This window comes from Microcystis sp. M_OC_Ca_00000000_C217Col, from assembly GCF_007095585.1.
Taxonomy (GTDB): Bacteria; Cyanobacteriota; Cyanobacteriia; order Cyanobacteriales; family Microcystaceae; genus Microcystis; species Microcystis panniformis.
Genome location: NZ_SFBV01000089.1, coordinates 1 through 26,093 on the forward strand (window position 1 = coordinate 1; position 26,093 = coordinate 26,093).

General features: G+C 41.1%; 21 protein-coding genes and 4 pseudogenes. 15 read left to right on the forward strand and 10 right to left on the reverse strand.

Annotated elements, in window-relative coordinates; all coding sequences use genetic code 11:
• Positions 1 to 226: 226 nt before the first annotated feature.
• The 4 genes and pseudogenes from EWV66_RS24335 to EWV66_RS05010 form a co-directional block, all read right to left on the reverse strand.
• A pseudogene (locus tag EWV66_RS24335) lies at positions 227 to 997 on the reverse strand (hemolysin); the annotation flags it as partial.
• 141 nt (positions 998 to 1,138) lie between these two features.
• Entirely contained in the window at positions 1,139 to 2,143 is a 1,005-nt protein-coding gene (locus tag EWV66_RS05000; protein ID WP_287108697.1) for an RpnC/YadD family protein, read from the reverse strand.
• Between the two features lie 50 nt (positions 2,144 to 2,193).
• Positions 2,194 to 3,045, reverse strand: a pseudogene (locus tag EWV66_RS05005) (Rpn family recombination-promoting nuclease/putative transposase); the annotation flags it as partial.
• Positions 3,046 to 3,148: 103 nt separating this feature from the next.
• Positions 3,149 to 3,289, reverse strand: a pseudogene (locus EWV66_RS05010) (flagellar assembly protein H); the annotation flags it as partial.
• Between the two features lie 721 nt (positions 3,290 to 4,010).
• Here EWV66_RS05010 and hoxE point away from each other — a divergent pair.
• The 8 genes from hoxE (at position 4,011) to EWV66_RS05050 (ending at position 11,551) form a co-directional block, all read left to right on the forward strand.
• Positions 4,011 to 4,520, forward strand: coding sequence for a bidirectional hydrogenase complex protein HoxE (gene hoxE / locus EWV66_RS05015; protein ID WP_004158282.1), 510 nt, complete (start codon positions 4,011 to 4,013; stop codon positions 4,518 to 4,520).
• A gap of 28 nt (positions 4,521 to 4,548) precedes the next feature.
• Positions 4,549 to 6,156, forward strand: coding sequence for an NADH-quinone oxidoreductase subunit NuoF (gene nuoF, locus EWV66_RS05020; protein ID WP_287108698.1), 1,608 nt, complete (start codon positions 4,549 to 4,551; stop codon positions 6,154 to 6,156).
• A 122-nt stretch (positions 6,157 to 6,278) separates the two neighbouring features.
• Positions 6,279 to 6,764 carry a Tic20 family protein gene (locus EWV66_RS05025; protein ID WP_287108699.1) on the forward strand — a complete coding sequence of 162 codons (486 nt, stop codon included), beginning with the start codon at positions 6,279 to 6,281 and terminating at the stop codon, positions 6,762 to 6,764.
• A 73-nt stretch (positions 6,765 to 6,837) separates the two neighbouring features.
• Positions 6,838 to 8,211, forward strand: coding sequence for a gluconeogenesis factor YvcK family protein (locus EWV66_RS05030; RefSeq protein WP_287108701.1), 1,374 nt, complete (start codon positions 6,838 to 6,840; stop codon positions 8,209 to 8,211).
• A gap of 173 nt (positions 8,212 to 8,384) precedes the next feature.
• Positions 8,385 to 8,693 carry a photosystem II assembly protein Psb34 gene (psb34, locus tag EWV66_RS05035; protein WP_002762917.1) on the forward strand — a complete coding sequence of 103 codons (309 nt, stop codon included), beginning with the start codon at positions 8,385 to 8,387 and terminating at the stop codon, positions 8,691 to 8,693.
• Positions 8,694 to 8,945: 252 nt separating this feature from the next.
• Positions 8,946 to 9,158, forward strand: coding sequence for a DUF3134 family protein (locus EWV66_RS05040; RefSeq protein WP_002762915.1), 213 nt, complete (start codon positions 8,946 to 8,948; stop codon positions 9,156 to 9,158).
• Positions 9,159 to 9,300: 142 nt separating this feature from the next.
• Positions 9,301 to 10,461 (forward strand): N-acetyltransferase DgcN family protein, encoded by a 1,161-nt coding sequence (locus EWV66_RS05045; RefSeq protein ID WP_016516718.1) that lies wholly within the window; start codon positions 9,301 to 9,303, stop codon positions 10,459 to 10,461.
• A 4-nt stretch (positions 10,462 to 10,465) separates the two neighbouring features.
• Positions 10,466 to 11,551, forward strand: a complete 1,086-nt coding sequence (locus EWV66_RS05050) for an alanine/ornithine racemase family PLP-dependent enzyme (protein ID WP_272081358.1) — start codon at positions 10,466 to 10,468, stop codon at positions 11,549 to 11,551.
• A gap of 144 nt (positions 11,552 to 11,695) precedes the next feature.
• On the opposite strand, the gene EWV66_RS05055 is transcribed toward EWV66_RS05050, so the two are convergent.
• The 3 genes and pseudogenes from EWV66_RS05055 to EWV66_RS05065 form a co-directional block, all read right to left on the reverse strand.
• Positions 11,696 to 12,433, reverse strand: a complete 738-nt coding sequence (locus tag EWV66_RS05055; RefSeq protein ID WP_287108703.1) for an ABC transporter ATP-binding protein — start codon at positions 12,431 to 12,433, stop codon at positions 11,696 to 11,698.
• 226 nt (positions 12,434 to 12,659) lie between these two features.
• A pseudogene (locus EWV66_RS05060) lies at positions 12,660 to 12,857 on the reverse strand (ferredoxin family protein); the annotation flags it as partial.
• A gap of 95 nt (positions 12,858 to 12,952) precedes the next feature.
• Positions 12,953 to 14,638 (reverse strand): glycosyltransferase, encoded by a 1,686-nt coding sequence (locus EWV66_RS05065; RefSeq protein WP_052278211.1) that lies wholly within the window; start codon positions 14,636 to 14,638, stop codon positions 12,953 to 12,955.
• Positions 14,639 to 14,835: 197 nt separating this feature from the next.
• On the opposite strand from EWV66_RS05065, the gene tyrS reads away from it, so the two are divergent.
• Positions 14,836 to 16,053 carry a tyrosine--tRNA ligase gene (gene tyrS, locus EWV66_RS05070; protein ID WP_052278212.1) on the forward strand — a complete coding sequence of 406 codons (1,218 nt, stop codon included), beginning with the start codon at positions 14,836 to 14,838 and terminating at the stop codon, positions 16,051 to 16,053.
• 16 nt (positions 16,054 to 16,069) lie between these two features.
• Here tyrS and EWV66_RS05075 read toward each other — a convergent pair whose 3' ends face one another.
• A complete protein-coding gene (locus EWV66_RS05075; RefSeq protein ID WP_052278213.1) occupies positions 16,070 to 16,306 on the reverse strand; it encodes a ferredoxin-thioredoxin reductase variable chain in 237 nt (78 codons plus the stop codon).
• Between the two features lie 256 nt (positions 16,307 to 16,562).
• Here EWV66_RS05075 and EWV66_RS05080 point away from each other — a divergent pair, with 256 nt between their 5' ends.
• On the forward strand, positions 16,563 to 17,393 hold the full coding sequence (locus EWV66_RS05080; protein WP_052278214.1) for a hypothetical protein: 831 nt from the start codon (positions 16,563 to 16,565) through the stop codon (positions 17,391 to 17,393).
• Positions 17,394 to 17,399: 6 nt separating this feature from the next.
• Here EWV66_RS05080 and EWV66_RS05085 read toward each other — a convergent pair whose 3' ends face one another.
• The gene (locus tag EWV66_RS05085; protein WP_287108707.1) at positions 17,400 to 18,290 is read right to left on the reverse strand and encodes an alpha/beta fold hydrolase; all 891 of its coding nucleotides are present in this window, start codon (positions 18,288 to 18,290) and stop codon (positions 17,400 to 17,402) included.
• Positions 18,291 to 18,547: 257 nt separating this feature from the next.
• On the opposite strand from EWV66_RS05085, the gene EWV66_RS05090 reads away from it, so the two are divergent.
• The 3 genes from EWV66_RS05090 to ppk1 all read left to right on the forward strand — a co-directional run bounded on the left by EWV66_RS05090 (position 18,548) and on the right by ppk1 (position 23,150).
• Positions 18,548 to 19,903 (forward strand): AAA family ATPase, encoded by a 1,356-nt coding sequence (locus EWV66_RS05090; protein ID WP_052278582.1) that lies wholly within the window; start codon positions 18,548 to 18,550, stop codon positions 19,901 to 19,903.
• Positions 19,881 to 20,273, forward strand: a complete 393-nt coding sequence (locus EWV66_RS05095; protein ID WP_284525919.1) for a DUF4435 domain-containing protein — start codon at positions 19,881 to 19,883, stop codon at positions 20,271 to 20,273. Before EWV66_RS05090 ends, EWV66_RS05095 begins: the two co-directional genes overlap by 23 nt.
• Before the next feature lie 708 nt (positions 20,274 to 20,981).
• The gene (ppk1, locus tag EWV66_RS05100) at positions 20,982 to 23,150 is read left to right on the forward strand and encodes a polyphosphate kinase 1 (RefSeq protein WP_052278216.1); all 2,169 of its coding nucleotides are present in this window, start codon (positions 20,982 to 20,984) and stop codon (positions 23,148 to 23,150) included.
• A 245-nt stretch (positions 23,151 to 23,395) separates the two neighbouring features.
• Here the strand turns inward: ppk1 and EWV66_RS05105 are convergent, their stop codons facing one another.
• Positions 23,396 to 25,120 (reverse strand): diflavin flavoprotein, encoded by a 1,725-nt coding sequence (locus EWV66_RS05105; RefSeq protein WP_052278217.1) that lies wholly within the window; start codon positions 25,118 to 25,120, stop codon positions 23,396 to 23,398.
• A gap of 541 nt (positions 25,121 to 25,661) precedes the next feature.
• Here EWV66_RS05105 and EWV66_RS05110 point away from each other — a divergent pair.
• Together EWV66_RS05110 and EWV66_RS05115 are read left to right on the forward strand one after the other, a co-directional pair.
• Positions 25,662 to 25,817: a CU044_2847 family protein gene (locus tag EWV66_RS05110; protein ID WP_002762885.1), complete on the forward strand. Its 156-nt coding sequence runs from the start codon at positions 25,662 to 25,664 to the stop codon at positions 25,815 to 25,817.
• A gap of 1 nt (position 25,818) precedes the next feature.
• The coding region (locus tag EWV66_RS05115; RefSeq protein ID WP_287108712.1) for a Uma2 family endonuclease at positions 25,819 to 26,093 on the forward strand (275 nt) is incomplete at its 3' end.

The window sequence follows — 26,093 nt, forward strand, 5'->3', positions numbered from 1 at the left end:
TTAAATTTCTTAATTTGGGATTGCTCATAGAGACATTGCCCTAACTCTTGACATAACTCTTTAATTCTTTTTTCATTTTCTGATAACATTGAATTATTCCTCCCATCGAGAGCTATTCTCAATTGTAAGTTATAACTATTATAATCTCATTTCTCTTTGTGATCAAGTTGAAGATTTTCTAGTTTTTGACTGCTATAAGTATTAATACTCATTGCATAAGTGAGATGCTCCCGATTCCACCGCCCACAGAACCGGCATTATTGGCAATTGTTTGTATGATAAAAACTAAACCATCCGCTCCTGCTCCGTCATCGTCTCCTAACCCGTCTGAATTAGTAATTTGAAATTGAAAATAAGAGTTAAAGGATGTATTATTGGATAAGGCAATTGTATTGGTGAGAAAAGCACTACCACTTTGCCAATAATCATTAGTTAAGCGTAAAACTGAAGAATTCCAGAATTGAGCAGAATTATTTAAGGTAAAATTACTAGGAGCGATTAGTCCATTTTGTTCAACGGTGATCGCCTCTCCCTCAAGATTAATTATCTTTGAATCATCCTCAGCTTTCAATACCTCCAAGGTTGCCACATCCAGACTATTTCCCTGCACCAACTCCGCAAAAATTGCCCCCTCATCTCCCGCGCTATCCACCTGATTAATTTGAGCATCCACATAATGCCCAATTTCTTCTAAAATTACATTAATTATCGATGCTGACGAGGCCGTATTTAAAAAAGATGCTGATAGATAAATCTTATTCTTACTACTGGAATATGCACCATTCGCCGTCCCCAAAACCTCATCACTAAGTACCTCAATCGGGGGAAGTTGACTAAAATTTCGACTTTGCCACTGCTGTCGTAATTGCGTCGCCTTAACCACATCATAACTTGCTCCAAAAGCGATAGCCAAATTTGCCCAAAAGCCATCAGATTGAGCGAAATTAAACAAAACATCGTCAACAACAGGAAGAATCGCCAAAAGAGAGAGAGTCATGACAGTAACAGCAAAAGTTTATTGCTAATAATTTTAGCCCAACAATCCCGAATCTTTCAAGACCCCTGTAACAGAAATTAACATTTATTACAAGAAAACGGGTTTCTCGAAGGAACCCGTTTTCTAGATATTAGGATAAGATTATTGGATTCTTGCCAAAGACTGCTTAAATTCTGCGAGAGAATTAGCGGTAGCTGCTAATTTAACAATCTCTTGTAATGTAGATAGTACCGAAACTTTATTCAGGTATTGTTCCACATCTAAAGGAACTTCACCTAAGCGAGCTTGCAAAACCGTTTTGACAAAATCACGAGCATTTTCTAACGCGCCAATTTCCTTACCAATTTCCTTGCCAATTTCCTTACCAATTTCCTTGCCTATTTCCTTACCGCGTTCTATTCCTCGTAACTCCATATTACTTACTAAAGGCATGGTTCTTTCCTCCTCAAATTGTTTAATTTTATTCTCTAAACTTGACTGCAATTCAGGGGATAAAGTCATCATATTGTCGATGATTTCAAACAGTTTAATTATCTGTTCCCTCTCGAACTCCTTTTCATATAATCCCCTGATTAACCTCCACTTCCACTGTTCCCGTTGTGGCAGCTTCCCAGTAGTCGCTTTTGTTTTCAGGTGTGCCATGACTATTATAGCAAAGGGATTGCTACTTGCTTCTAGTTCTGACCAGTTTTCCTCATAGTCCAGTAATTTAACCGTTGGGAATTTCAAACTCACTTCACAGCCAGCGATAGTATAATTATAGGAATCTGGTCGCCAATTTACTCGTTCATCTCCTAATATAGCGAGACTGATAACCGGTTTCTGATACAAATCAAAGGCCCGATAGTTATAAATATACATCCTCTGAGGGAAATTTTCTTCGTATTGACTTTGAATTTCAATATGAATCAAAATCCACACTTCTTCACCCCTGAGTAACCAAACTTTATAGAGTTTGTCAGCGAAACGTTTTTTTGTCTTTGCTGAAGCGGTAATCCGTTTAAGTTCTTTTTCTAGGGATTCGGGAGTTTTTGTCCAATCAATTAATTGGTGAACTTCGGGAAAAAAAAAGCTTAAAAACGCTTCAAAATACTCGCTTAATGCTTCTTTCCAGGGTTCATCATAATTAGCGGTTGTTTGGTTCATTATGACAATTTTAGTGGGTTGTTGTCAGAAGGCGAACGCTAACGTCAAAACTAGGCAGTTAAAGTATTTAACCAATTGATTAAATCTTCAACCGTAGAGAAGTCGAATAAAGCTTCTCCTAATACTTCGACATCATCAATACTTAACTCCATAATTTTAGTTTCCAATGAAGGATTAATCTCCCCTAACTTGCGTTTAAGTTGACGAAGAATCAATGTTTTTTCCCGTTCGATACCGCGTTCGATACCTTGTTCAATACCGCGTTCGATACCGCGTTCAATACCGCGTTCGATACCTTGTTCGATACCTAGTTCAATACCTTGACGCATCCAACTGGTGGTAATTTGCATAACTCCCTCCTGTACGGGTTGACTAAATGTGCTAATCTCTTCTTGAAATTGTATCTCTTCCACTGGATTTAGATTGAGATATGTATCAATAAATCCAGAAATTAATTGCATTCTGGCTGCATCTAACCTTAAAGTAATTAACAAGCGCAGACATTCCGCTTTTACCTTGGCTCGCTCTTTCTCGGCAATGTTCATCTTCGCCATCAAAGCTGAAGCAACCGGATTCGGTTGATTGAGAAAATCTCGCCAATTTAATCGATTTAACTGCACTACTTGATAATTAAATTCTAATACCTTAAAATCAGGAAAATCGACTACATATTGACTAATCGCTTCTCTTTTTGGCTTTGAATAAGAGAAAATTACAATCGGATAAATCGGTAAGACAAATTTCTCATGAAAGCGAGCAAAATAAGTAAACATCCGCCGATTAAACCACTTGCGAGAACTTTCCTGCGCCTCCAGATGAATCAGAAAAAAAGATTCTTTTCCTCGAAACTTAACCTGTGCGACTAAATCGCTTTCATGTCTTTCTCCTTCCGTGACATCGGTAAGTAGTCATGCAAAATAAATTTCCTAGTGAAGACAGGCAAGAGGCAATAGGCAAGAGGCAAAAGCTTTATCGAAATGTGTAATTAATTTTGCTTAGGTACTTAAATACTTCTTTGTCTAAAAAAGTAATCGAGTCTCTATCTAAATAATCCATCAATTGAGGAAAAAATAACTCGATAAATTCGACAAAAAAGGTGGAGATTAACTCCTTAAATAAGCGATCATGGTCAATATTATTAGTCATGTAATATCATCTTAACTAATCTGAGCGATGAATGACTACTCTTCTCCATTGTATTCTGAAAAGTCGCTTTTGGCAACATATTGTTATGACCTCATCCCTTTAACCTACGAGGAGAGGGGGATGCTTCCCGCAAAAAAAACCGCAGAAAACGGGTTTATCGAATAGAAAACGGGTTTCTCGAAGAAACCCGTTTTCTATTTCCAGGGTTCATCATAATTGATTGTAGGGCTAATTCATGAATTAGCCCTACAGCTATTACCTAGCTATATTCCACTGCTAAATCGAGCGACTCTTGTTCCCCACTTAAGCCCGCCATAAAAGGCCCTATTCGTTGATTAAACACTATTATAGGAAAGATGCAATGCAATCCTTGCTATCAAAGTAATTTCAGTTCCAGGCTGATTCGGAGCATCTTTCAATTTGACAAGGCCGAAAAATCCCCTATCCCCCAATAACGGCTCTTCGTTACTTGTTATGGTTCGATAGGGGGGCATAAATCGACTAAATCCTTATCTGGCAAGAGACTTAATTGATTAGTTCGCTCTAGATAAAAAACAATTGACAAAAATCCCGAAGAACCCCAATAACTAAAGGAAAGATAAAGTTATCGATCGCCCTCTGGAGCCAGTGTCAGAATAAAACTAGGGAGATGACCAAGGAAAACCGACAACTCTCCATCTTTTTCCCGTCATCGCCCCTAAAATTTATTTGGTTCAGATTTATGCAAACTGCCAATCCTCGTCAAACGGAGAAAAAAGAGCATCCCAGTGGCGATAAACGCTTCAAAGTCCTCGACATTACCATGAAGCGGGCAGGATATAATCAATCAGCCCTGATTGAAGTCCTGCACAAAGCCCAAGAGGCCTTCGGATTCCTAGAAGAAGATGTTCTCCTCTATGTTGCTCGGGCGCTAAAACTGCCCCTCAGTCGCGTCTATGGGGTAGCAACCTTCTACCATCTCTTTTCCCTGAAACCGGCGGGAAAACACACCTGTATCGTCTGTATGGGGACAGCTTGTTATGTCAAAGGCAGCGGCAAAATCCTCGAAGACATCGAAAACAGCTTTGATGTCAAAGTGGGAGAAACCACCGCCGATGGAGAAATTTCCCTAGTGTCGGCCCGTTGTATCGGGGCCTGTGGGATTGCACCGGCCGTGGTCTTCGATGGAGTCGTGGCCCCTAAACAAGATTCGGAAACTGTCTTAGCGAAACTACAGAGTTTCTCCCAGTAATTTTTCACTTTAGTGGATTGAAAAAAATATGGACTTACAAGAATTATTGGCAGTGGCCGAGAAGGAAAAAACTAGACAAAAAAGCATCCGGGTGCATTGTTGCACTTCCACCGGTTGCCAAGCTGCTAACTCCCTCCAAATCGAAAAAAACCTCGCCACCGCCGTCAAAGAGGCACACCTAGAGGATACAGTCGAAGTGGTGGGGGTCGGTTGTATGGGTTTTTGTGGTCGCGGTCCGTTGGTGGAAGTGGATCCCCAGGATCTCCTATACGAAGAAGTCACCCCGGAAAGTGCGGCCAGCATTATTGCGGCCTTAAACGGCGGCCAAACCGAGGTGCAATTAGGGGACTCAAAACATCCCTTTTTCTCCCATCAAGTCAAAATTGTCCGGGAAAATAGCGGTAAAATCGATCCCGATCGCATTGAGGAATATATCGCCGTCGGTGGTTATCAATCTCTCTACAAGGCCCTCTACGAGATGACTCCGGCCCTGGTGGTGGAGGAAATCACCAAAAGCGGTTTACGCGGCCGGGGCGGTGCTGGTTATCCCACCGGTTTAAAATGGGCAACGGTGGCTAAACAACCGGGTAAACAAAAATACGTTATCTGTAATGCTGATGAAGGGGATCCCGGGGCGTTTATGGACCGTAGTGTTTTGGAAAGTGACCCCCATTTAGTCCTGGAAGGAATGGCGATCGCTGCCTATGCCGTGGGGGCTGATCATGGTTATATCTATGTTAGAGCCGAATATCCTCTGGCGATCGATCGTCTGCAAAAAGCGATTAATCAGGCCAAAAAATTCGGTTTAATGGGTTCCCAAGTATTCGAGTCCACTTTCGATTTTAAGGTGGATATCCGCATCGGGGCGGGAGCTTTTGTCTGTGGAGAGGAAACCGCTCTCATCCATTCCATCGAAGGCGGCCGCGGCACTCCCCGCACCCGTCCCCCCTATCCGGCCCAATCGGGCCTCGATGGTTGTCCCACCCTGATTAATAACGTCGAGTCCTACGCTAATATCGCCGCTATTATCCGCGAGGGGGCCGCTTGGTATGCCAATATCGGTACTGCCACCAGTAAAGGCACAAAAATCTTCGCTTTAACGGGAAAAATCAGCAATAATGGGCTGATTGAAGTGCCAATGGGCATTACTCTCCGGGAAATTGTCGAGGAGATGGGGGGTGGTGTTCCCGATGGTCAAGTAAAAGCGGTACAAACCGGCGGCCCCTCTGGGGGTTGTATTCCCGCTAATTTACTCGATACTCCCGTGGATTACGAATCCTTAGCCAAACTCGGTTCAATGATGGGATCCGGGGGTATGGTAGTTATGGATGATAGTACCAGTATGGTCAAGGTGGCGAAATTCTATATGGAATTCTGTCGCGAGGAGTCCTGTGGTAAATGTATCCCCTGTCGCACGGGAACAGTACAAATGTTTGAATTATTGGCCAAAATTATCGACGGAAAGGCCGATATTCACGACCTCGAAAACCTAGAACATCTCTGTCAGATGGTCAAAGAAACCAGTCTTTGTGGTCTTGGTCAAAGCGCCCCCAATCCGATTTTAAGTACCCTACAGTATTTTAAGGAGGAATATCTGGCTCTGTTACAGGAAACCAAGCACCCCGTCTCTGTTTGAGAATAACTCGATCGAGGCCGAACAATGTTCGGCCTCAATCAATTTTTTCGGTTATGGGAAGTCTGGTGGGCTGCCGGGTTATCTTGGAGGGAGTTAGCAGTAGTCTCAGGAGACAATAGATTATGACTTGGCGCGGCTCAACCGATACAAAAGATCGCATTTTTGCAGCTTTAGTATATCTTTTACCCTTATATTCGGCTTTTGCCTTCGGTATCTTTATCTTTCAGCAAATTCCTTTTTTAGGAGCGGCCTTAGCAATAGTTTTAACTCCCTTAGCTTTTCTCTATAGTTCTCTGGGAAGCTTTGGCAGTTTAATTATCTTTTTCGTCCTCTTTTTGGCCGTGGTACGCAATCCCCGCATTAGTCATTTTATCCGGTTTAACACCATGCAGGCGATTTTAATCGATATTTTGGTGTATTTATTGGGATTGGCCTTAGGTTTCGTCGCTAGGGGTTTAGGGGCGAATTTGGTGGTAGAAACTCTTTTTAACGTCGTCTTTTTGGGAGCATTTGCCGCCTGTGTTTACAGCATTATACAGTCGTTTATCGGCAAATACGCCGATATTCCCACAATTTCCGAGGCAGCCTATTCCCAAGTGGGAGGTTAAGTTAGCTTGAGTTTGTCCCCTTTTTCGGCTACAGTCTCTCCAGAATCAATGCGTTCGCTGCCAGGCCACATCTATGAGTCCATTTAAACAGACGCTACGGGAACTCAACACTCAGAAAGGGAAAATAGCCGCTTCTGTGGGCAGAAAAACGCCTAAACGGGTTAATCGTTGGTTTAAATGGCTTTCTCCCGGTCTTTTTGTCAAACGCTGGCTTTTAATTAGTTTAACCGGCGTTTTTCTCACCTCCTTCGGTTTGGCTATTTGGGTAAAATTAACCCCAGTTAATCGCTTTTTAGAGTTTGTTTCCCAAGCATTAGAAACGATCGCCCGTTTGGTCCCTAATTCTGTTTCCGGGCCGCTGGCGGTTTTGTTGGGTGTCTTTTTGTTATTCTGGGGTCAGAGTCGCACTGTCGAAACGATTACAGAAGCACTACAACCGGACGCATCGGAGGAATTAGTCGATCTCCTACGCACCCATCGTCGTCTCCATCGCGGCCCGAAAATCGTGGCCATCGGTGGCGGTACGGGTTTATCGACGCTTTTACGCGGTTTAAAACAGTATAGTTCTAATATCACCGCTATTGTCACCGTAGCTGATGATGGCGGTTCTTCAGGCCGATTACGTCGGGAAATGGGCATTTTACCCCCGGGGGATATTCGCAATTGTATCGCCGCTTTAGCCGATGAGGAAAAGTTATTAACGGAATTGTTTCAATATCGCTTTCATGCCGGGGATGGTTTATCGGGCCACAGTTTTGGTAATTTATTTATCAGCGCTATGACCGAGATTACCGGCGATCTGGAACAGGCGATCGATGCTAGTGCCAAAGTTTTGGCCATTCGCGGCAAAGTGCTACCTGCTACCCTTACCGATGTTAGTCTCTGGGCTAAGTTAGCCGATGGGCGCATTATTGAAGGAGAATCAAAGATAACCGAAGCTATGGGGCAAATTCGTCAGATTGGCTGTCATCCTGCCGATCCAGTCGCTTTACCGGCTGCTTTAGCGGCAATCAAGGAAGCAGATTATATTATTATCGGGCCGGGTAGTCTTTATACCAGTATTATCCCTAATTTGTTGGTTCCCGCAATTCGTCAGGCCCTAGCAGAGGTGACGGTTCCCCGCGTCTATGTTTGTAATATTATGACCCAGCCGGGGGAAACGGATAATTATTCGGTGGCAGATCATTTGCGCGCGATCGAAGGAGTCTGTGAAGAACGCGTCTTTGATGCGGTTTTGGCCCAAAGAACTGCACCATCGCCCCAATCCCTACAATTATACGCCCAAGAGCATAGTCATCCCGTCTTTTTAGATCGCGAGGAGGTGGGAAAAATGGGTTATCGCATTGTTTTAGCGAATGTAATGGCAGAAGATGAAGTTACTGCCAAAGTTAGTCATGATCCCCAACGTTTAGCGCGAGTTTTATGGCGCTGGTATGCTAAAAAGTGAATAGCGAGTTGACTAAATGTTTTTATCTAGCTTTGTCAAGTTATAAAATCATATTTTTTGCTTTAATTTGCCGACATTAGCCAAATTTGCTGATTAAAGCCCTAGGAAAAAATTAGCCTAAAAACCATTTCGCCTTATTCTGTGTTATACTCAGATTTTGAAGAGAGATGATCATGCACTACTCTACTAAATCTAATCAAGAGACAGGTGCGACAGTCTATTCCCCAAGCGATGGAAGTGAATTAATTCCTGCTGAGGTTAAACTAGATATAAACGGGCAAAACTATCCATCACTTAATATACCTCTCCCAGAGGGCTATACAGTAGATGATGAAGGAATCATCAATAACTATGGTAGCGAACCCAAGATTTATCTATCAAAATCCCCATCTTTAGAACAGCAAAAATGGTATATTTTGCAAGGAGTAGGGGCGGTTTTGTTGGTTGCTTTGGTGTTATTAATCACCTTTTCCGTTAGCTAGATAAAAACCGTAGGATTGACATTTAAGTTGAGCGAGACAGGAAAACTTTAATTTACACCATAGAGTCTGCATCCCAAGTATCGGGAGCATATATTGGAACCGACTCTATCTATCTGTCCAAATAGTAAATCTGACAGCTGAACTTTTTTACTTTGCTAAACTTGACAATTTTTTTCAGTTTTTTGTGGGTTGCTTCGTGATCAACAATAGAACAACCAATAGAGTTAACTTCTCAAAGGAAATTCAACAGGTATGAAATTTAATCCTTCTCTTAGTCAAGAACCTCGCTATCAGGCAATTCCTGTTATGCAGATAACTTCCAAAGAAACCCTTCTCCATTGGTTAGAACGGACAGGAAGATTAAAATTACGTCAATCTGATGCTCATCCCGATTTGCAAATCTTAGAAGAACTAGACGATATTATCGATCCAGATAATTATGCTATAGAAGAAGAAGAAGAATAAATAGTCTTAAGTAGGTGGGTGGAATTAAATATAAGATGAACGTAGGTTGGGTTGAAGCATGAAACCCAACGCCCGCTAATGTTACGCTACCGCTAACCCATCCTACAAATAATTGTGCCTCCCTACTTACTGGGAGTTAGGAGTGAAATTTCAATTATCTAATATTCAGGAGATTAAGAAAGTGGTATCAACGAAAAAAACGGCTTTAATTTACTGTGAAAATCAGTTTGGACGTGTGGACGGAAAAACGGCAGCTGGCTTGATCAGACAATCAGAAATATATACAATTGTTGGAGTGCTGGATAGTTCCTTAGCGGGAAAAGATGCGGGAGAAGCATTAGGAGACAAAAAAAATCATATTCCCATTTTTGCCAATTTACAAACAGCCTTAGAAAAACTTAGAGATGTTCCCAATTGTTATATCTACGGCAAAGCACCCTTAGAAGCGTTTATTCCCCCCCTAGAAAGGCTGCTAATTTTAGAAGCAATGGCACAAGGAATGGAGATTATTAATGGTTTGCATCAATTCTTCTCCGAGGATTTAGAATTTAGGGAGCAAGCTAGTCAGTATGGTGTGCAAATTACAGACATTCGTAAACCACCACAATTAGCTGATCTTCATGTATTTACTGGGCAAATTTCCCAAGTAAATATACCCGTTATTGCCTTTTTAGGAACCGATTGTGCTTGCGGAAAAATGACCACTGCGGTGGCAGTTAATCAAACTCTCCAAGGCTTGGGTATTAAGTCTGTCTTAGTCGCTACTGGACAAACTAGCTTGATGCAGGGAGCAAGATATGGGGTTTCGATCGATGCTTTGGTTTCTCAATTTGTCATCGGTGAAATTGAAAATGCTGTGGTTCAAGCTTTTGAGCAAGAAAAACCCGATATTATTTTAGTGGAAGGACAAAGTTCTCTGAGTCATCCTGCTTTTATGAGTTCCCTGGGAATTTTGAAAGGAAGTAGGCCCGATGGGATTATTTTACAACATCCCCCAGCCCGAAAATTTCGCTGTGATTTTCCTCATTTAGCCATGGCAAAATTACAGGAAGAAATTTCACTAATTGAGGCAATTTCTCCCACTAAAGTTATCGCTATTGCGATTAATCACGAAAATCTCACCGCAGCAGCCACTGAGCGTATTATTGCCAAATATGAGCGAGATTTTCAGTTACCGACTACTGATGTTTTGTTACACGGATGTGAGAAATTAGTCCAAGCTTTATGCGATCGCTTTCCGAAATTAAACCGGAAAATCAAAGGGGAAATTTTAGCTGCAATTCCCGCAATTGGGAGCAAATAGGCTGATGAAAGACCTTTTACCCAGAATCGAGATTTCTCTCCCGAAAATACGCCATAATGCTCGTTTACTCTGCCAATTATACGGCAGCAAGGGACTTTCTGTGATGGGAGTTTCCAAAGCGATTTTGGGTGATCCCTCGATCGCCTTGGCGATGATTCAAGGTGGAGTTAACTTTATCGCAGACTCTCGAATCGAAAATATTCTCAAAATGAAACAAGCAGGAATAGTGACAACTTTTGTTCTGTTGCGTACTGCCTTGAGTCAAGCAGAATCAGTGGTTAACATTGCAGATATCAGCTTAAATACCGAATTAGCAACAATTCAGGAACTTTCCTATTATGCTCAAGAAAAGCAAAAAATACACCGCATTATTATCATGACGGAGTTAGGGGATTTACGGGAAGGTGTACTGCCGAAAGATCTCGTCAAGTTCATCAAAAAAACCCTCGCTTTTCCCTTTATCAAAATTGTCGGACTGGGTTGTAATTTGGCTTGTTATGGGGGTATTAAACCTGATACCCATAATATGAGCAAATTATCTGTGTTAACAGATACAATTGAGCAGGAGTTTTTAATAAAATTACCGATTATTTCAGGAGGCAATTCTGCTAACTATCAATGGTATCAAAAAAGTAGCGAAGTTGGTCGGATTAATAATCTGCGTTTAGGAGAATCAATTTTATTAGGTTGTGAAACAGTTAATCGACAAGTGATACCTGGTTTATATACCGATGCTTTTCGGTTAATTGCTGAAGTAATCGAATCCAAAGATAAACCATCTCTACCCTCTGGAGAAATTGGTCGAGATGCTTTTGGTAATGTTCCCAGCTTTATCGACCAAGGCATTCACCGTCGAGTTATTATTGCATTAGGAAGACAGGATGTTCTTATCTCTGGATTACAAACAAGTCAGGAGATAAAAATATTAGGTTCTAGTAGCGATCATCTAGTTCTTGATAGTCATAACAAGAGGTTAAAAGTAGGAAGCGAAGTCAGTTTTAATCTTGATTACGGAGGACTTTTAACAGCCATGACTTCTCCTTTTATTACTAAAAGTTATGCTCTCAATGCAGTAGCACAACTGTCTTGATCGATTAATAAATATCCACAGATATATTTAGGGGTTGCTGGCTTATCACCTTGACATCAGCGCCGTAGAGATTTGTACTCAATTACTATCCTATCGCTAAATTCTGGGAAGAAATCAAAATCCCCCTCAATCCTTAACAAATTCCTAATCATCTCGTTTGGCACCATGATAAGCCGCCCCGAGGTATAATTCCCCTACTTTCGGGTTATTGAGTAAATCTTGACCGGATCCCTGAAAACGATCTTGACCACTTTCTAAAACATAACCTCGATCGGACATCATTAGGGCTTTTTTGGCATTCTGTTCCACTAAAATAATGGCAGTTCCCGTCTGATTAATCGCTTTTATCTGTTCAAAAACGCTGGTTACTAAGATAGGAGATAAAGCTGCCGAAGGTTCATCGAGAATTAATAAATCTGGTTGCAACATTAGCGCTCTTCCCATGGCTAACATCTGTCTTTCTCCTCCGGATAAAGTGCCAGCTTTCTGACGACGGCGCTCAAGCAAACGGGGAAACATGGCATAAATGCGCTCTTTTAGGGGTTTAATCGCTTTTTTACTGGTAAAAGCCCCCATTTCTAGATTTTCCTCGATACTCAGGGACGGAAAAACATTAGCAATTTGGGGAACATAACCCATACCGAGGGGAACGATTTGATTAGATTTCCAACCAGTGATATTTTTTCCCTTAAAAGTGATAGTTCCAGCACTGGGTTTTAATAAACCAAAAATCGTCTTAGCGAGGGTGGATTTTCCCGCACCATTGGGACCGATAACCGTGACTAATTCCCCCGGTGCAATGCGAAAGTTAACCCCTTGCAATATGTATAAATCCTGCACATAACCAGCATAAACCTGTTCAACTTCTAAAAGATAATTCATGGTAAGGTAAAAAGGAGATAGGAGAGAGTAATATGAATTATGAATGGGGAAGTGGGAAGCATTTTCAGTGAACAGTAATCAGTAAACTGAAAACTTACATCTGATAACTGAAAACTTACATCTGATAACTGATAACTGATAACTGATAACTGATAACTGATAACTGATAACTGATAACTGATAACTGATAACTGATAACTGATAACTGATAACTGATAACTGATAACTGATCCGGCAGAATTGCACCTTCGACGGGGCATACTTGTAAACAGATACCACAGTCAATACAAGTGGCAAAATCAATCCAATACCAATCGGTTCCTTTAACATTTTTACCTGGTCCCGGATGGATACAAGCAACAGGACAAGCGGAAACGCAATCAGCAACCCCTTCACAAATTCCAGTGACGATCGAATGTGGCACAGTGTTTTCTCCTCTAATTCTTAACATTACTTTACCACTTTTAGGCACTGCCGTGCCAGGATCGGAGCATTGTTAGGAAACTTTCCCTTAATTCCCTAAAACATTGGGAGTTTTTTCTTGATCTTAGCAAGAAGTAAAATAGAAGTTTTCGATAGGGTTTTTACTATTCCCTTACGGGAGGACAAATAGTTAATTTCTTCCCGTAATTCCTGATTATTTTTCTGGAGATAGTTATGATTATTATCTAATTCTTTTAGGGATATTCCCATCCCTTGCCTAGTATGATAATCTTGCTGTTGTTTCAGATACATTGTCTGTTGTGCTTCCTGTAATTTTCTTAACTCTAACCAGACTTGATTCTGACTTGATTCCTTAGTTTCACTGAGCGCATACCAGAGAAAATCAGTGATTTCTTCCGCTATTTTTTGATTAATTTCAAAAAACTCGATAATATCAATTTTTTCGGGGGTAATTTTTGGGTATAACTTTCTTAAATCTTGGGCAATATTAAAGGAAAAAGCGATGATTTTAGAAGCGGACAAAATGGCATAGTGTTTTTCTAAATCCACTGGTAAATTGCCGTTTTCTTCTGGGAACTCAGAAGCAAGAAAAAGTAGAGAAGGAGTGGTTAAGGGACTGGTATAAAAAGTGGAAATAAATAAATTAGCCTGTAGGCGATCGCAGATAGCTTGAATTTTTCTGGCATCCTTTCCCGTACAATTATAATCGTAGGATTCCGCAGGCCAATATTTAAATTCTTCCCATCTTGGTGCGGTGTTATTTCTATCTAAAATAACAATGTGTTGACTAAATTCTAATTGACTCCAATATTCTAAAATTGAAGACCAAATCCTGGCTAATTTTCGTTGCTCAAGTTGAAAGATCACGCCATCAATAACAATAATTGGGCATCTTTTCCGGGAGATAGCTTGAATTGTTTGTAATTTTTCTCGCTCATCCTTATTTAAAATTATGCCTAAATCTTCCATCTTAACTGGATTGGGTTTAATCTCTATATCCTTAATTTCTGAGTGAGGAATTTCATAGATTTTACACACTTGATAATGTTCCTGTAATGCTTGACCATTACTGCCATGTTCTAAGCCTTGGAGATTTAAATAATATAACCCTAAAATCTCAGGAATCAAAGCCATTTTTTCCCCTTGACTGCCGATTCTTAACCAAAATTCGTAATCACCAGCACAGCGAAAATTTTCCTGAAAATAACCATATTTATCGTGCAGCATTTTTCGCCACATTGGTTGAGAACCCACACAACAACCTTGACGCATCTGTTGATAGGAGTAATTTGGCCAATTCCAATGTTTTAAAGCTGGGGTAGTGGCAAAAGTATCATTTTTGATGGTGGTAATTAATTGATCGGCATAAACTAAACTAATCTCTCTATTGTTATCTAGATAATTAGCCATAATTTCCAGAGCATTGAAACAGCGACGATCATCAGTATTCCCATTGGTGAGATAGGAACCCCTAGCTAGTTTAATAGCACGATTCCAAGCGCAGTAGAGGGTTTCTCGTTCTCTAGTTCTCTGGTAAATAATATTAGGGTAATTCTCTTGAAACTCTTGGATAATCTCCCCTTCATTCTCCGGAGAAGCACTATCGATAATAATAATTTCTAATTCTCCCTTTTCATAAAGAGTTTGAGTAACTAAATCCTCTAAACAACCCCAGATAAACTCTGCTGATTTATAGGTAGAAACAATTACAGAAACTTTGATCCTCTGCACTGGTATAGAGTTATTAAAACTAGGATTCATCGGCTTATCTGATCGCAATTCAAGACAGGGAAATTTTTTGATAATTTTGAAAAAGAAGATTTTAAGACTCTATATTTGATCGGGAGAATTGTCAAGATGTTATCGACTCTTATTGAAGATACCAGTTTATTTACCTTTGGCTTGTTACTTGACATAATAAAAAACTATAATGGGAAGGCTGTGGAAAATGAGCAACAATGACCGTATCTTCCTCCCTAGACTGGCTAACCCGTGGCACCAGTGACCTATTCCCCCATCAACCCGACTCCCAAGATCCTAGGGAAAATTTAACCCAACTACTGCAAACTACTGATCGCCCTTTAAGAATTAAACTAGGTATTGACCCCACCGGCAGCGATATTCACCTAGGTCATAGTATCCCTTTTCGGAAACTGCGTGCTTTCCAGGATGCCGGTCATGTGGCAGTGGTGATTATTGGTGATTTTACCGCTAGAATCGGCGATCCGACCGGAAAATCGGAAGTTAGAAAACAATTAACCATCGAAGAAGTGAGAGCCAATGCCGAGAATTATCTGGCACAATTACGCCCAATTTTAGATTTTAACACGCCTAATCGCCTAGAAATTCGCTATAACTCGGAATGGTTGGGGAAATTAGACCTATCGCAAATTCTCGAACTTCTCTCCACCATGACCGTCGGGCAAATGTTGGCAAAAGAAGGCTTTTCCGAACGCTACGACCGGGAAAACCCGATTTTTCTCCATGAATTTCTCTATCCCTTAATGCAGGGTTATGATTCCGTCGCTGTCGAGGCCGATGTCGAATTGGGAGGAACTGATCAAAAATTTAATATTGCCGTCGGTCGTGATTTGCAGAAATATTTCGGTAAAAAACCGCAATTCGGGCTACTTTTACCGATTTTAATCGGAACCGATGGCAGTCAAAAAATGTCCAAATCCCTGAATAATTATGTGGGATTGCGGGAATCGGCCCTGTCCATGTACTCGAAACTGGAAAAAACCCCCGACGCTTTGTTAAAAGATTATTACGAACTATTGACAAATTTGCCATTAGATGCTATTGCGAGCAATCCGCGGGAGGCACAAAAAAAACTGGCGATCGAGGTAGTTGCCCAGTTTCACGGGAAAGAGGAGGCATTAAAAGCACAAAAAACGGCGCAGGAGATAGTTCTACAGGGAAATACAGCGGCCGCTGCTTCTGTACCCGAATTTTCCCTAGCAGCGGTCACTTTTCCCCTGAAATTATTCTATCTTCTCTCGTCCACCGGCTTGTGTAAAAGTAGCGGCGAAGGGAGAAGACAGATTCAGGGGGGCGCTGTGAGGATCGATAGCGAGAAAATCACCGATGTGGACAAAAGTTTTGAGACAGCCGAAGCTTTAACCGGAAAAGTCCTACAGGTGGGCAAAAATAAATTTATTCGCTTTGTAGCTTAAATAAGCGAAAAAGTCCCTATTCGGCGGCTTTTTCCACGATTTCTAACTCAAAATCTCGAAAATGGGCTTTAAACTTTTTACTGAACTCGACGAGGACGGGTAGGTTGGCGCTAACCGGCCTACCACGCCATTCGGTGACAATCCCTTTCACCTCTCCCTCTAGTCCTTTCACGTCAAAAGGATCCGATTTGTGTTCAGGATGGTGATAAACTACCACAGACTCAATTACACGAACTCGATCGCCAACTTTCATAAACTCTCTAGCGAAGACAAACGCCTATTGTATCTTTGAAAACAATCTTATCATTCTACGCCGTATCAGGGAACGGGGAACTGAAAACTCTTAAGATTGAAACCTAGAGCCTGAGCTTTGACGATACTTTTGTTCGTAAGCAGCAATACTGGGAGCAACCTAAGCGTCACCTGTTGTGCAAGGCTGAGGGCAAAAAAACTGATAACTGCTCACTGATTTGATAGCATGGGGGAAAACCTATAGAGGGTTAAGCGGTATGAGTGACTATAAAGATTCTTCTTCCATGCGCTATTTCCTGGCAGGATTAAAACCCTTTGCCCAACCTTTATTTTGGCTGCCGTTAGGAATATTTTCCTTGGCTCTAATTGGTTTGTGGGTATATCAACAGAACCCTGAATGGTTGGGTTCGGTATTAGATACCCCAGGAATGTCCTTAGAGGAGCGGGAAATCCGGGCCAACCAGATTACCGATACTCCTCTCCCCAGTACTGTACCATTGCCAGCCATTCCTGCCCATAATAATACCGCCCGCCAGAACAAACCGGCCTCGACGCAGCCTTTTAATCCTCTAAATACTAATCCCGATAAGAACCAGAAACCCTCCTTATTTGCGCCGTTAATGCCGCAGACTAAGCAAAATCAGGCACCGAAGGCTAGTAAAAGTCTGCAACCGATTCAACTGCGACCGATTAGTGGCGACAGTAGCAATTATCCTTTACAAAGGGAAATCGAAAATCGCTCGCGGACTGCTAACTTGAATAATTCTCCTAATCTCAACCCCGGGGGCAGCCCGAATCAAGTAAACCCCCAGGGAAATTATTCCCCTGAACAACAAAATGTTCAACCCCTACCCTCCTGGAATAATGCCAACCCTAACCCGGTCCCGGGCCCTAGCAACCAATCCAACTATTATCAACCCCCTGTATATCAACCCCCCATCTACGGCAGTCAACCGAACGTCACTGGTTATCCCAATCAGGGAATGCCACCCAACAATAATGGCACCCCCAATCAAGTTCCCCCTCAAAGTATTAACCGAGGTTTCTCCATCCAACAACCCATTAATACCAGGTCTTCTGGTTACTAGAGGAACTTAGCTATAAGCTTGCAGGAACTCTAATAAAATCGGATTAACTATTTCTGGGGCCTCATCCTGGGGACAGTGGCCTAAACCAGCTAAGGGGATAAACTGTTTTACTGTCGGGAATCGTGCTAATTCTTGGCCCAAGGCCAAGGGTTCCCAGGGATCTTCGCTACCCCAAAGCAGAATAGCCGGACAGGGGAGAATCGGCAGCAGGTCTTCTGGCAGCGGGCCGCCAGAATAAGCGGTAAAAGCGAGGAAAACCTTGAACGCTCCTGGATCTCGGGCGGGTTTTAGGATTATTTCTACTAATTCCTCCGTTACTGCTTCCGAGTGCCGATAAGCTTGCAGGAGAATTTTACGCACTGTCTGGGGTTTAGCGATCTGTTGGAAGAAAAAAGCCCCAATTGCCTTGTTTTTGAGAATTATTTGGGCAATATCCGCGCCTAAACGACGATACCAGGGTAATTCCCCCCGTTTTCTTTCGTGCAGTAGTCTGAGGGAACAATTAATCGCCGCTACCCCAAGGACAAAATCGGGATAATCGACGGCAGCCTGCATAATGGCCACGCAACCGATGGAATTACCCGCCAAAAAAGCAGGTTCCCCCACCACTTCCCGACAAAAATCGGCAATTTGCGCCCCCCAAGTCTCGAAAGTATAATCGATCTCGTTTTTTGGTTCGGGTTTGTCGGAACCGCCAAAACCAATTAAATCTAGGGCAAAACAGCGACATTTTTCGCCTAAAACGGGGATATTTTTCCGCCAATGTCCCCAAGATGCCCCAAATCCATGCACAAGCACGATCGCCGGTCCTGTCTCCCCCGCACTTTGATAGGTGATTTTGAATCCCCGCCAATGCCAAATTTTTGCTTGTGTCTCTAATCCTAGAATTTGCTGCATATTTTTGTTTATCTGTAAAGCATTTGTTGCTTTTCTTAATATATACTGTCAGGTTAAGTGGCGGCTAGGAGAAGGGACTGGGTTGTTAAAGTTCGATTGGGAGTTAATCATACTATTAAAAAGGGATTTGGTATAATACAGTGTCTATAGGCGTTTTTTGAAAACGTCTGCCAAAATTTCTAGCTTCAACGCCTCGATCCTCTCAAGTTATGAGTAGTAGAGTGCGTCTAAGTTTAATCGCTTGCTCCCAGAAAATTATGAGAATTAAACAAATTACAGTTAAGCATCTTTTTGGCATATTTGACCATACAATTAATCTCAATATGGAGGAAAGAATAACTATTATTCATGGTAAAAATGGCTTTGGGAAAACCTCAATACTGCGATTAGTCAATGGCTTTTTTAACTTAAAGTATTCAGATATAAGAGCTATTCCTTTTCAAAAATTTACTATAATTTTTGACGATAACAGCTTTGTGGATGTTGTCAAAGATTCCACCAGTAAGAATAAAAAAAGTAATGTAAGACCAAAGATTAATTTTAATTTTACTTCCTCCGATCAAAAAGAAAAACTGACTTTTTATCCTAATTTACTAGACGGGAAAACAATTTCTTTCCCTCTCAGCATGATAGATGATTTCATACCCGGTTTAGATAGAGTTGGATCAGAAAAATGGCTCTATACCCCCACAAAAGAAATTATGGATTTAGAAGATATTTATGAACGATTTGGAGAATATTTACCCAAGCAATTCCAGAAAGAATATCCTGATTGGTTAAAGAAAATTATAGACTCTATTAATGTTCGTTTTATTGAATCACAACGTCTATTAGATATTTCCAATAGTGCCAAAAATGGCAGAACTATAAGGATGCCGATGACATTGTACTCTGTGGCCAGCTATTCTGAAGATTTAGCAGAAAATATTCAAACTAAATTAGCAGAGTATGGACAACTATCTCAAACTTTAGACCGAACCTTTCCAGCGAGAGTTGTACAAAAAAAGGCATCATTGACCGATGATGAACTAAGGGAAAAAATTGATCAACTTGAAAGCGAAAGAAATCAATTAATTAGTGCAGGACTATTGAAAAAAGATGAAGATTCTAACTTCCAAGTTAAAGATAGTATTGATGATAGCACCAGAAAGTTATTATCGGTTTATATTGAGGATGTAGATAAAAAGCTCAATGTATTCAATGACATTTATCCTAAAGTAGAGCTATTTAAAAATATAATTAATAAAAAATATTCTTTCAAAAGTGTTACTATTGATCAAAGCAAAGGGTTTATCTTCACTACCCAAGAAGGGGAGGTTTTATCGCCAACAGATTTATCTTCTGGGGAACAGCACGAATTAGTAATTTTATATGAATTGTTATTTAAAGTTAAACCTAATACTTTGATCTTAATTGATGAACCAGAAATGTCACTTCATATTTCATGGCAGCAGGAATTTTTAAAAGACTTACAGGAAATCACGAAACTTTCCGGGTTAGATATTTTGATGGCTACCCATTCTCCTGATATTATTAATGATCGTTGGGATTTGACAGTTGAATTAGAGAAACCAAAGCAAAAAAGCAAAGATGAGAGAACAGATAACACCTGACAGAATTGCTAATAGCATTCGTTTACTACGCAGCGATCATGAGGGAGTTTTTTTAATTGTTGAAGGTCATAGCGATAAACTTATTTATGAGCGATTAGTAAACAAGCAAGAGGTTAGGATCACAATTGCCTCTAATAAAAATAATGCTATCAAAGCATTATCCATCTTAGAAAAAGAAAATTTTTGCCGAGTTGTTGCTGTTATAGATGCGGATTTTTCGAGAATAGAACAGCAAATTCCCGACAGTAATCATCTCTTTTTAACCGATGAACATGATTTGGAAATGATGTTAATTAAATCTGCTGCTTTCGATAAATTATTAAAAGAACGAGGAAGTGAAAAAAAATGCAGCTTTTTCCAAAGATATTAGAGAAACTTTACTAAAGTTAGGGCAGGAAATTGGTAAATTAAGATTGCTATCTCTTAGGAATAAGTTGGATTTAAAGTTTGAAGGATTAAATTTTAGTAAGTTTATTGACAAAGAGAAGCTGTCAATAAATATTGACGAATTAATTAGGGCTTGCTGAATAAATGTGAAATGTAGGCACTTCATCGGGCCGCGTCCTGTAGGGGCGAAGCATTCGGGCAATAATTTATCGGTGAAACCGGAGATTTTCTATCCGAATGCTTCGCCCGTACTTTTTCAGCAATCCCTATATACACTAATGATTAATTGGCAATCTAATCATCATCCTTATCAAATATTCTGATTCGGTTTATTGCCTGAACTTGGAAACGCTATATTTAACAAATCGGCTCGGCTCGACTTTGTGTTATAATCAAAGCTGGGCTTTAAAGACAATATTCTCAGCAAATTATGCCTATTGTTCTTCCTGGCACTCTAATTTCACTGAAAGATTAATTTAACCTTGATCTGTCGGGACTGATTTCTTAACCTGTTAATAAATTGATTTTTTCCCCAGTCAGGCTAGAATCAGTAGGATTAGCATCCAAGATAATCGGGGTAACTTTGGTTAATCTGGGGCAGTGTAGCCTAAAAAAACGCCAAAAATAGTCAAATTTAGACTTGAGTGGCTTCTTACTAACTGTTTAATCTATTATTTAGGTATTAGACTCTATGACTAAAGCTCCTACCGTAACTTCTGCAATCGATCTTAAAGATTCGCAATATTACTTTAACCGAGAATTAAGCTGGTTAGAATTTAATCGTCGTGTGCTTTATGAAGCACTTGATCCTCGGACTCCTCTACTGGAAAGATTAAAATTTACCGCCATTTTTTGTGCCAATCTCGACGAATTTTTTATGGTACGGGTGGCAGTGCTTAAACAACAAGTAGAGGCAAATGTAGCCGTTTTAAGTGCCGATGGCCGGACTGCCTCGGAACAGCTAACCGAGATCAGTAAACGTCTGCGTCCCCTTGTGCAACAGCAGGATCGTCTTTTTGAACACACCCTAAAAAATCTCTTAGTGGAACAGGGAATTCATCTGATTAACTATGTAGATTTACATCAAGAACAGCGCAATTATCTCCACGATTACTTTGAACAAAATATTTTCCCCGTTTTAACTCCCCTAGCGGTGGATCCTAGTCATCCTTTTCCCTATATTTCTAATCTTAGTCTCAATTTAGCCGTAGTCGTTCGCGATCCCGATACCGATAAAGAACTATTTGCCAGGGTGAAAGTGCCGCAGGTTTTCCCCCGTTTTCTGGCATTATCAAAAGAATTACGCCACCAAGACGGAAAAGCTTCGATTTGGACGGGAGTACCCCTTGAACAGGTGGTAATGCACAATTTAGAGGCACTTTTCCCCGGCATGATCATTCAAGAATGTTATCCTTTTCGGGTGACGCGCAATGCTGACATCTCCGTCGAAGAAGATGAGGCCGATGATTTATTATTAGCGATCGAGGAAGAAGTACGCAAGCGCCGCATCGGTAAATCGGCAGTACGTCTGGAAATTCACAGTTCTACTCCTAGCAATATTAAAGACCGGATCATGCGCGATCTGGGACTTGAGGAGATCGATGTTTACGATGTGGATGGACTGCTAGGACACAAAGATTTATTTTATTTTCTGTCCTTACCCTGTCCCGAACTGAAAGATCCGCCGTGGAATCCTGTCACCCCACCGGTTTTACAGGGATTGCGAGAAATAGTTGACGGTAACGAAGACGGGATCCTAGAACAGGATGGCGAAGATATTTTTACTTTAATTCGCAATAACGATATTCTCGTTCATCACCCCTACCATTCCTTTAGTGCCTCAGTACAACAGTTTATCGCCCAGGCGGCCCATGATGCCCATGTTTTAGCGATTAAAATGACTTTGTATCGTACTTCCGGAGATTCCCCGATTGTCAATTCCCTGATTGCAGCGGCGGAAAATGGTAAACAGGTAGCGGCGTTAGTGGAACTAAAAGCACGCTTTGATGAGGAAAATAACATTAGTTGGGCGAAAAAGCTCGAACAAGCCGGAGTTCACGTTGTTTATGGCTTAGTTGGTCTAAAAACCCACACAAAAGTGGTTCTCGTGGTCAGAAAAGAAGGGGATAAAATCCGTCGTTATTTCCATATTGGCACGGGCAATTATAACCCAAAAACAGCTAAATTATACACTGATTTGGGTTTACTTAGCTGTCGCGAGGATTTGGGGGCAGATATCACCGATTTATTTAACTTTCTGACTGGATACTCCCGTCAGCAATCCTATCGCAAACTTTTAATTGCTCCAGTGAGTTTGCGAAAACGGATGTTAGCAATGATCGATCGCGAGGCCAAAAACTGTAAAAATGGCGGTACGGGGCGCATTGTCGCAAAAATGAACGCTCTTGTCGATAAACCGATTATAGAAGCTTTATACGCCGCTTCTCGTGCTGGTGTGCAGATTGACTTAATTATTCGCGGCATCTGTTGTTTACGACCCGGATTGCCAGAAATAAGCGAAAATATCCGAGTAATTAGCATTATCGGCCGCTTTTTGGAACATTCCCGCATTTTTTACTTCTACAATGGTGGTCAGGAGGAGGTTTATATTGGTAGCGCCGATTGGATGACGCGGAACCTGACTCGTCGCGTGGAAGCAGTGACACCTATCGATGAACCAGCGATCGCCAAGGAACTAGAAGAAATTCTCGGCATTATGTTGTCAGATAACCGACAAGCATGGGAATTACAATCCGATGGCAGTTATATTCAGCGTCGTGCTGACAATGAGGGACAGGAAAGCAGTACCCATGTAATTTTAATGGACAAGGCCCTTAAATCTGCGGGTATTAGTCCATAGGAACAGTGATCAGTTATCAGTGGGTAAGTTGTCAGTGATCAGATGTGCTACTAAATCTGGTTATTAAAAACTGATTATCTATTGCTCCTTTTGCCTATTGCCTATTGCCTTTTGCCCGTCCTGATATGTAGCCTATACTCAACGGATTTAGTATGACTAACTGGTTGAGAGGTTAAACCATCTCAAAAGCTGAGAGCAAGCATCTTGATCTGTATTTTCTCAACCAGTCAAATCAAGCAAAAATCCTAATAATAATTACCGACTTTGCGATGGTGAACGGCCGTTAAACTATCAGGTTTAGAAACGCGACCATCGGCAACTTTATTGTAAACAATCCAGTGGTCAGCACATTCCATGCGACTAACTACCTCACATTCTAAATAAGCGAGAGCATCGGCTAAAATTGGGGAACCATTATTAGCGGTGCGAGTATTGACTCCTGCAAAACGATCTTCCCCAGGTCCGAAACGTTTTAAAAAGTGTTTCATCAGGGTTTGATAATTGCCTTCTTCCAGAATGTTTAAAATGAATTGATCCCCCACTTGCATTAAAGACTCGATCGCCCGATCTTTAGCCACAGCAACGGTAAAACCGGGAGGATCAAAACTTGCTTGCGTCACCCAAGAAGCGACCATTGCCCCGCTTCTGTCTCCTTTCTTGGTGGTAATAATATATAAACCACCGCTAATCCGTCCGATGGCTTTATCGAGGTCAGTATCGAGGGATTTTCTTTGTTTAACTTTTACCTCTTGGGTTAATAGTTGTCCCATGTCTGTACCCGCTTCTTCACAGCGTTGATAGAGACTCTCGTTAGGAGTTTCTGTGCTACGAATGGGATCAAAAGCTTTGGTTAAACCAACTTCACGAAACTTATTAAATAGAGGTAAAATTGATTCATCATCACCCCCTTGAGATTCAAACATTCCGATATATTGTTTGGGGTTAACCGAGGCGAGAATTGTGCCTAAATTAACCGTAATTTCTTGGGCATTAATACCAGAAACGGGGGGAGTACCGATGACGATTCCCACCGCAGAAGAAGCTAATTCTTTTACCTCTTGGGGATCGGCGGATTTCAGGTCTAAAGTTTCTACAGCCAAACCAGTTTTAGTAATACCTTTAGCAATCGATTGACAGAGGCGATCGCTATAACCATAATCGGAAATATAGAAGACAGCGACGGTTTTTTCTGCCTTAGTTTGTGCCTGACTCCAATCACGATAATGGGTCAATAATTCAGTAACATTATGTTTTAATAACGGTCCATGACCATTAGCCACGAGATTAATATTACCTAGGGGTTCCATCCGTTTCATCGCCGCTAGTACGGAACGAGCATTAGGAGCCATTAAACATTCATAATAGAAGCGATAATCTGGTTCAATAGCACTTAACTGCTCATCGTAGAGATCATCGGAACAGTAGTGCATTCCGAAGGCATCACAGGTAAATAAAATTCCCGAACCGTGATCGTAGGTAAAAATAGTATCGGGCCAGTGTAAATTAGGAGCGTTAACAAATTCGAGAATGTGACCATTGCCTAGGTCTAACTGATCACCATTTTTGACCAGTTGACGCTGAAAAGGATGATGAACTAAATTCTCTAAAAACTGAATTGCTACTTTCGAACCAACGACGGTAATATTGGGAGCGAGTTCCAATATATCTCTGACTAACCCACTGTGATCGGGTTCGGTATGACTGATAATTAAATAATCGATTTCTTGCGGGTTAATTAATCCGTTGAGACTATCAAAATATAGTTGACGGAATTTTTCGTGAGAGGTATCCACAAGGGCGATTTTTTCCCCACGAATCAGATAGGAGTTATAAGTCGTCCCGTTTTGTAATCCGAATTCAATATCGAAGCGATCGCGATCCCAATCGAGGGAACGAATAGCGGTGATGTCTGCGGTGAGATTGGCCACCTGCACGGTAAGACGTTTTGTTTTGACTGGTGTAGCAACCATCGAACCCCTCCTTATTGTTAAGTTTTTTATACTTTGTCTCTATTGTGCCACGAGGAAATAAGGTATGGGGATTTATTTTCCCATAATTACTGATAAGTAGGGAGGCACAATTATTTGTAGGATGGGTTAGCGGTAGCGCAACATGATCTGGCGTTGGGTTTCATGCTTCAACCGTTCGGCAAAAGCTCACGGCCGAAGCCCAACCTACGTTCTGATAACAGTTATCTTAATGCTCAGGTGGGAGTCGATCGTCGATAGCGAATTAGCTTATACTTCATCTTTATGAGAAACGCTCTCTAGGGATCTGTGTGGGGAAATGGCTGTTATACACTCGAGTCAAGTTAAATTGGACAACTAGCGATCGCTTTTCGGCGGAAACAGGGAATTAGACAAGAAATGCTAATAAGCTAAGACGCATTTAAACCGCTTATTCTTAGATTAGCAGCCAGATTCAGACAAGAAAGGCTCATGTGCCTTGCCTACACTCTATTACTTGTCTTAGATGTCTGTATAATTTGCTATATTTTTAGATGAGCTTATCATGATTTCCCGATCCAATCCACCCAGTAAAGTTACTTTAGAATTTGGGTTACAAGTTGAGGGTAAAACGGTGATTCCTTTGCTGACAAAAGATTCAGCACAAGCTAATATTAAAGTTGCTATTGAATGGCAATTTAACCAAGATAAGGGAGGTTAGTATGCAAGTTCAAATCGAAAAACGCTATTACACACCTGAAGAATACTGTCAGCTAGAAGAAACAGCAGAATACAAAAATGAATATCTAGATGGAGATATTATTCCTATGACGGGAGCAACAATCAATCATAATCTGATTGCTGGTAATTTTTATAAAAATTTTCCGACTAAGATTAACAATCAAGATTATTGGGCTTTTATGAGTGATGTACGGTTATGGATGCCAAGATATCGCTTTTATACTTATCCTGATGTCATGGTGATTAAAGACAAACC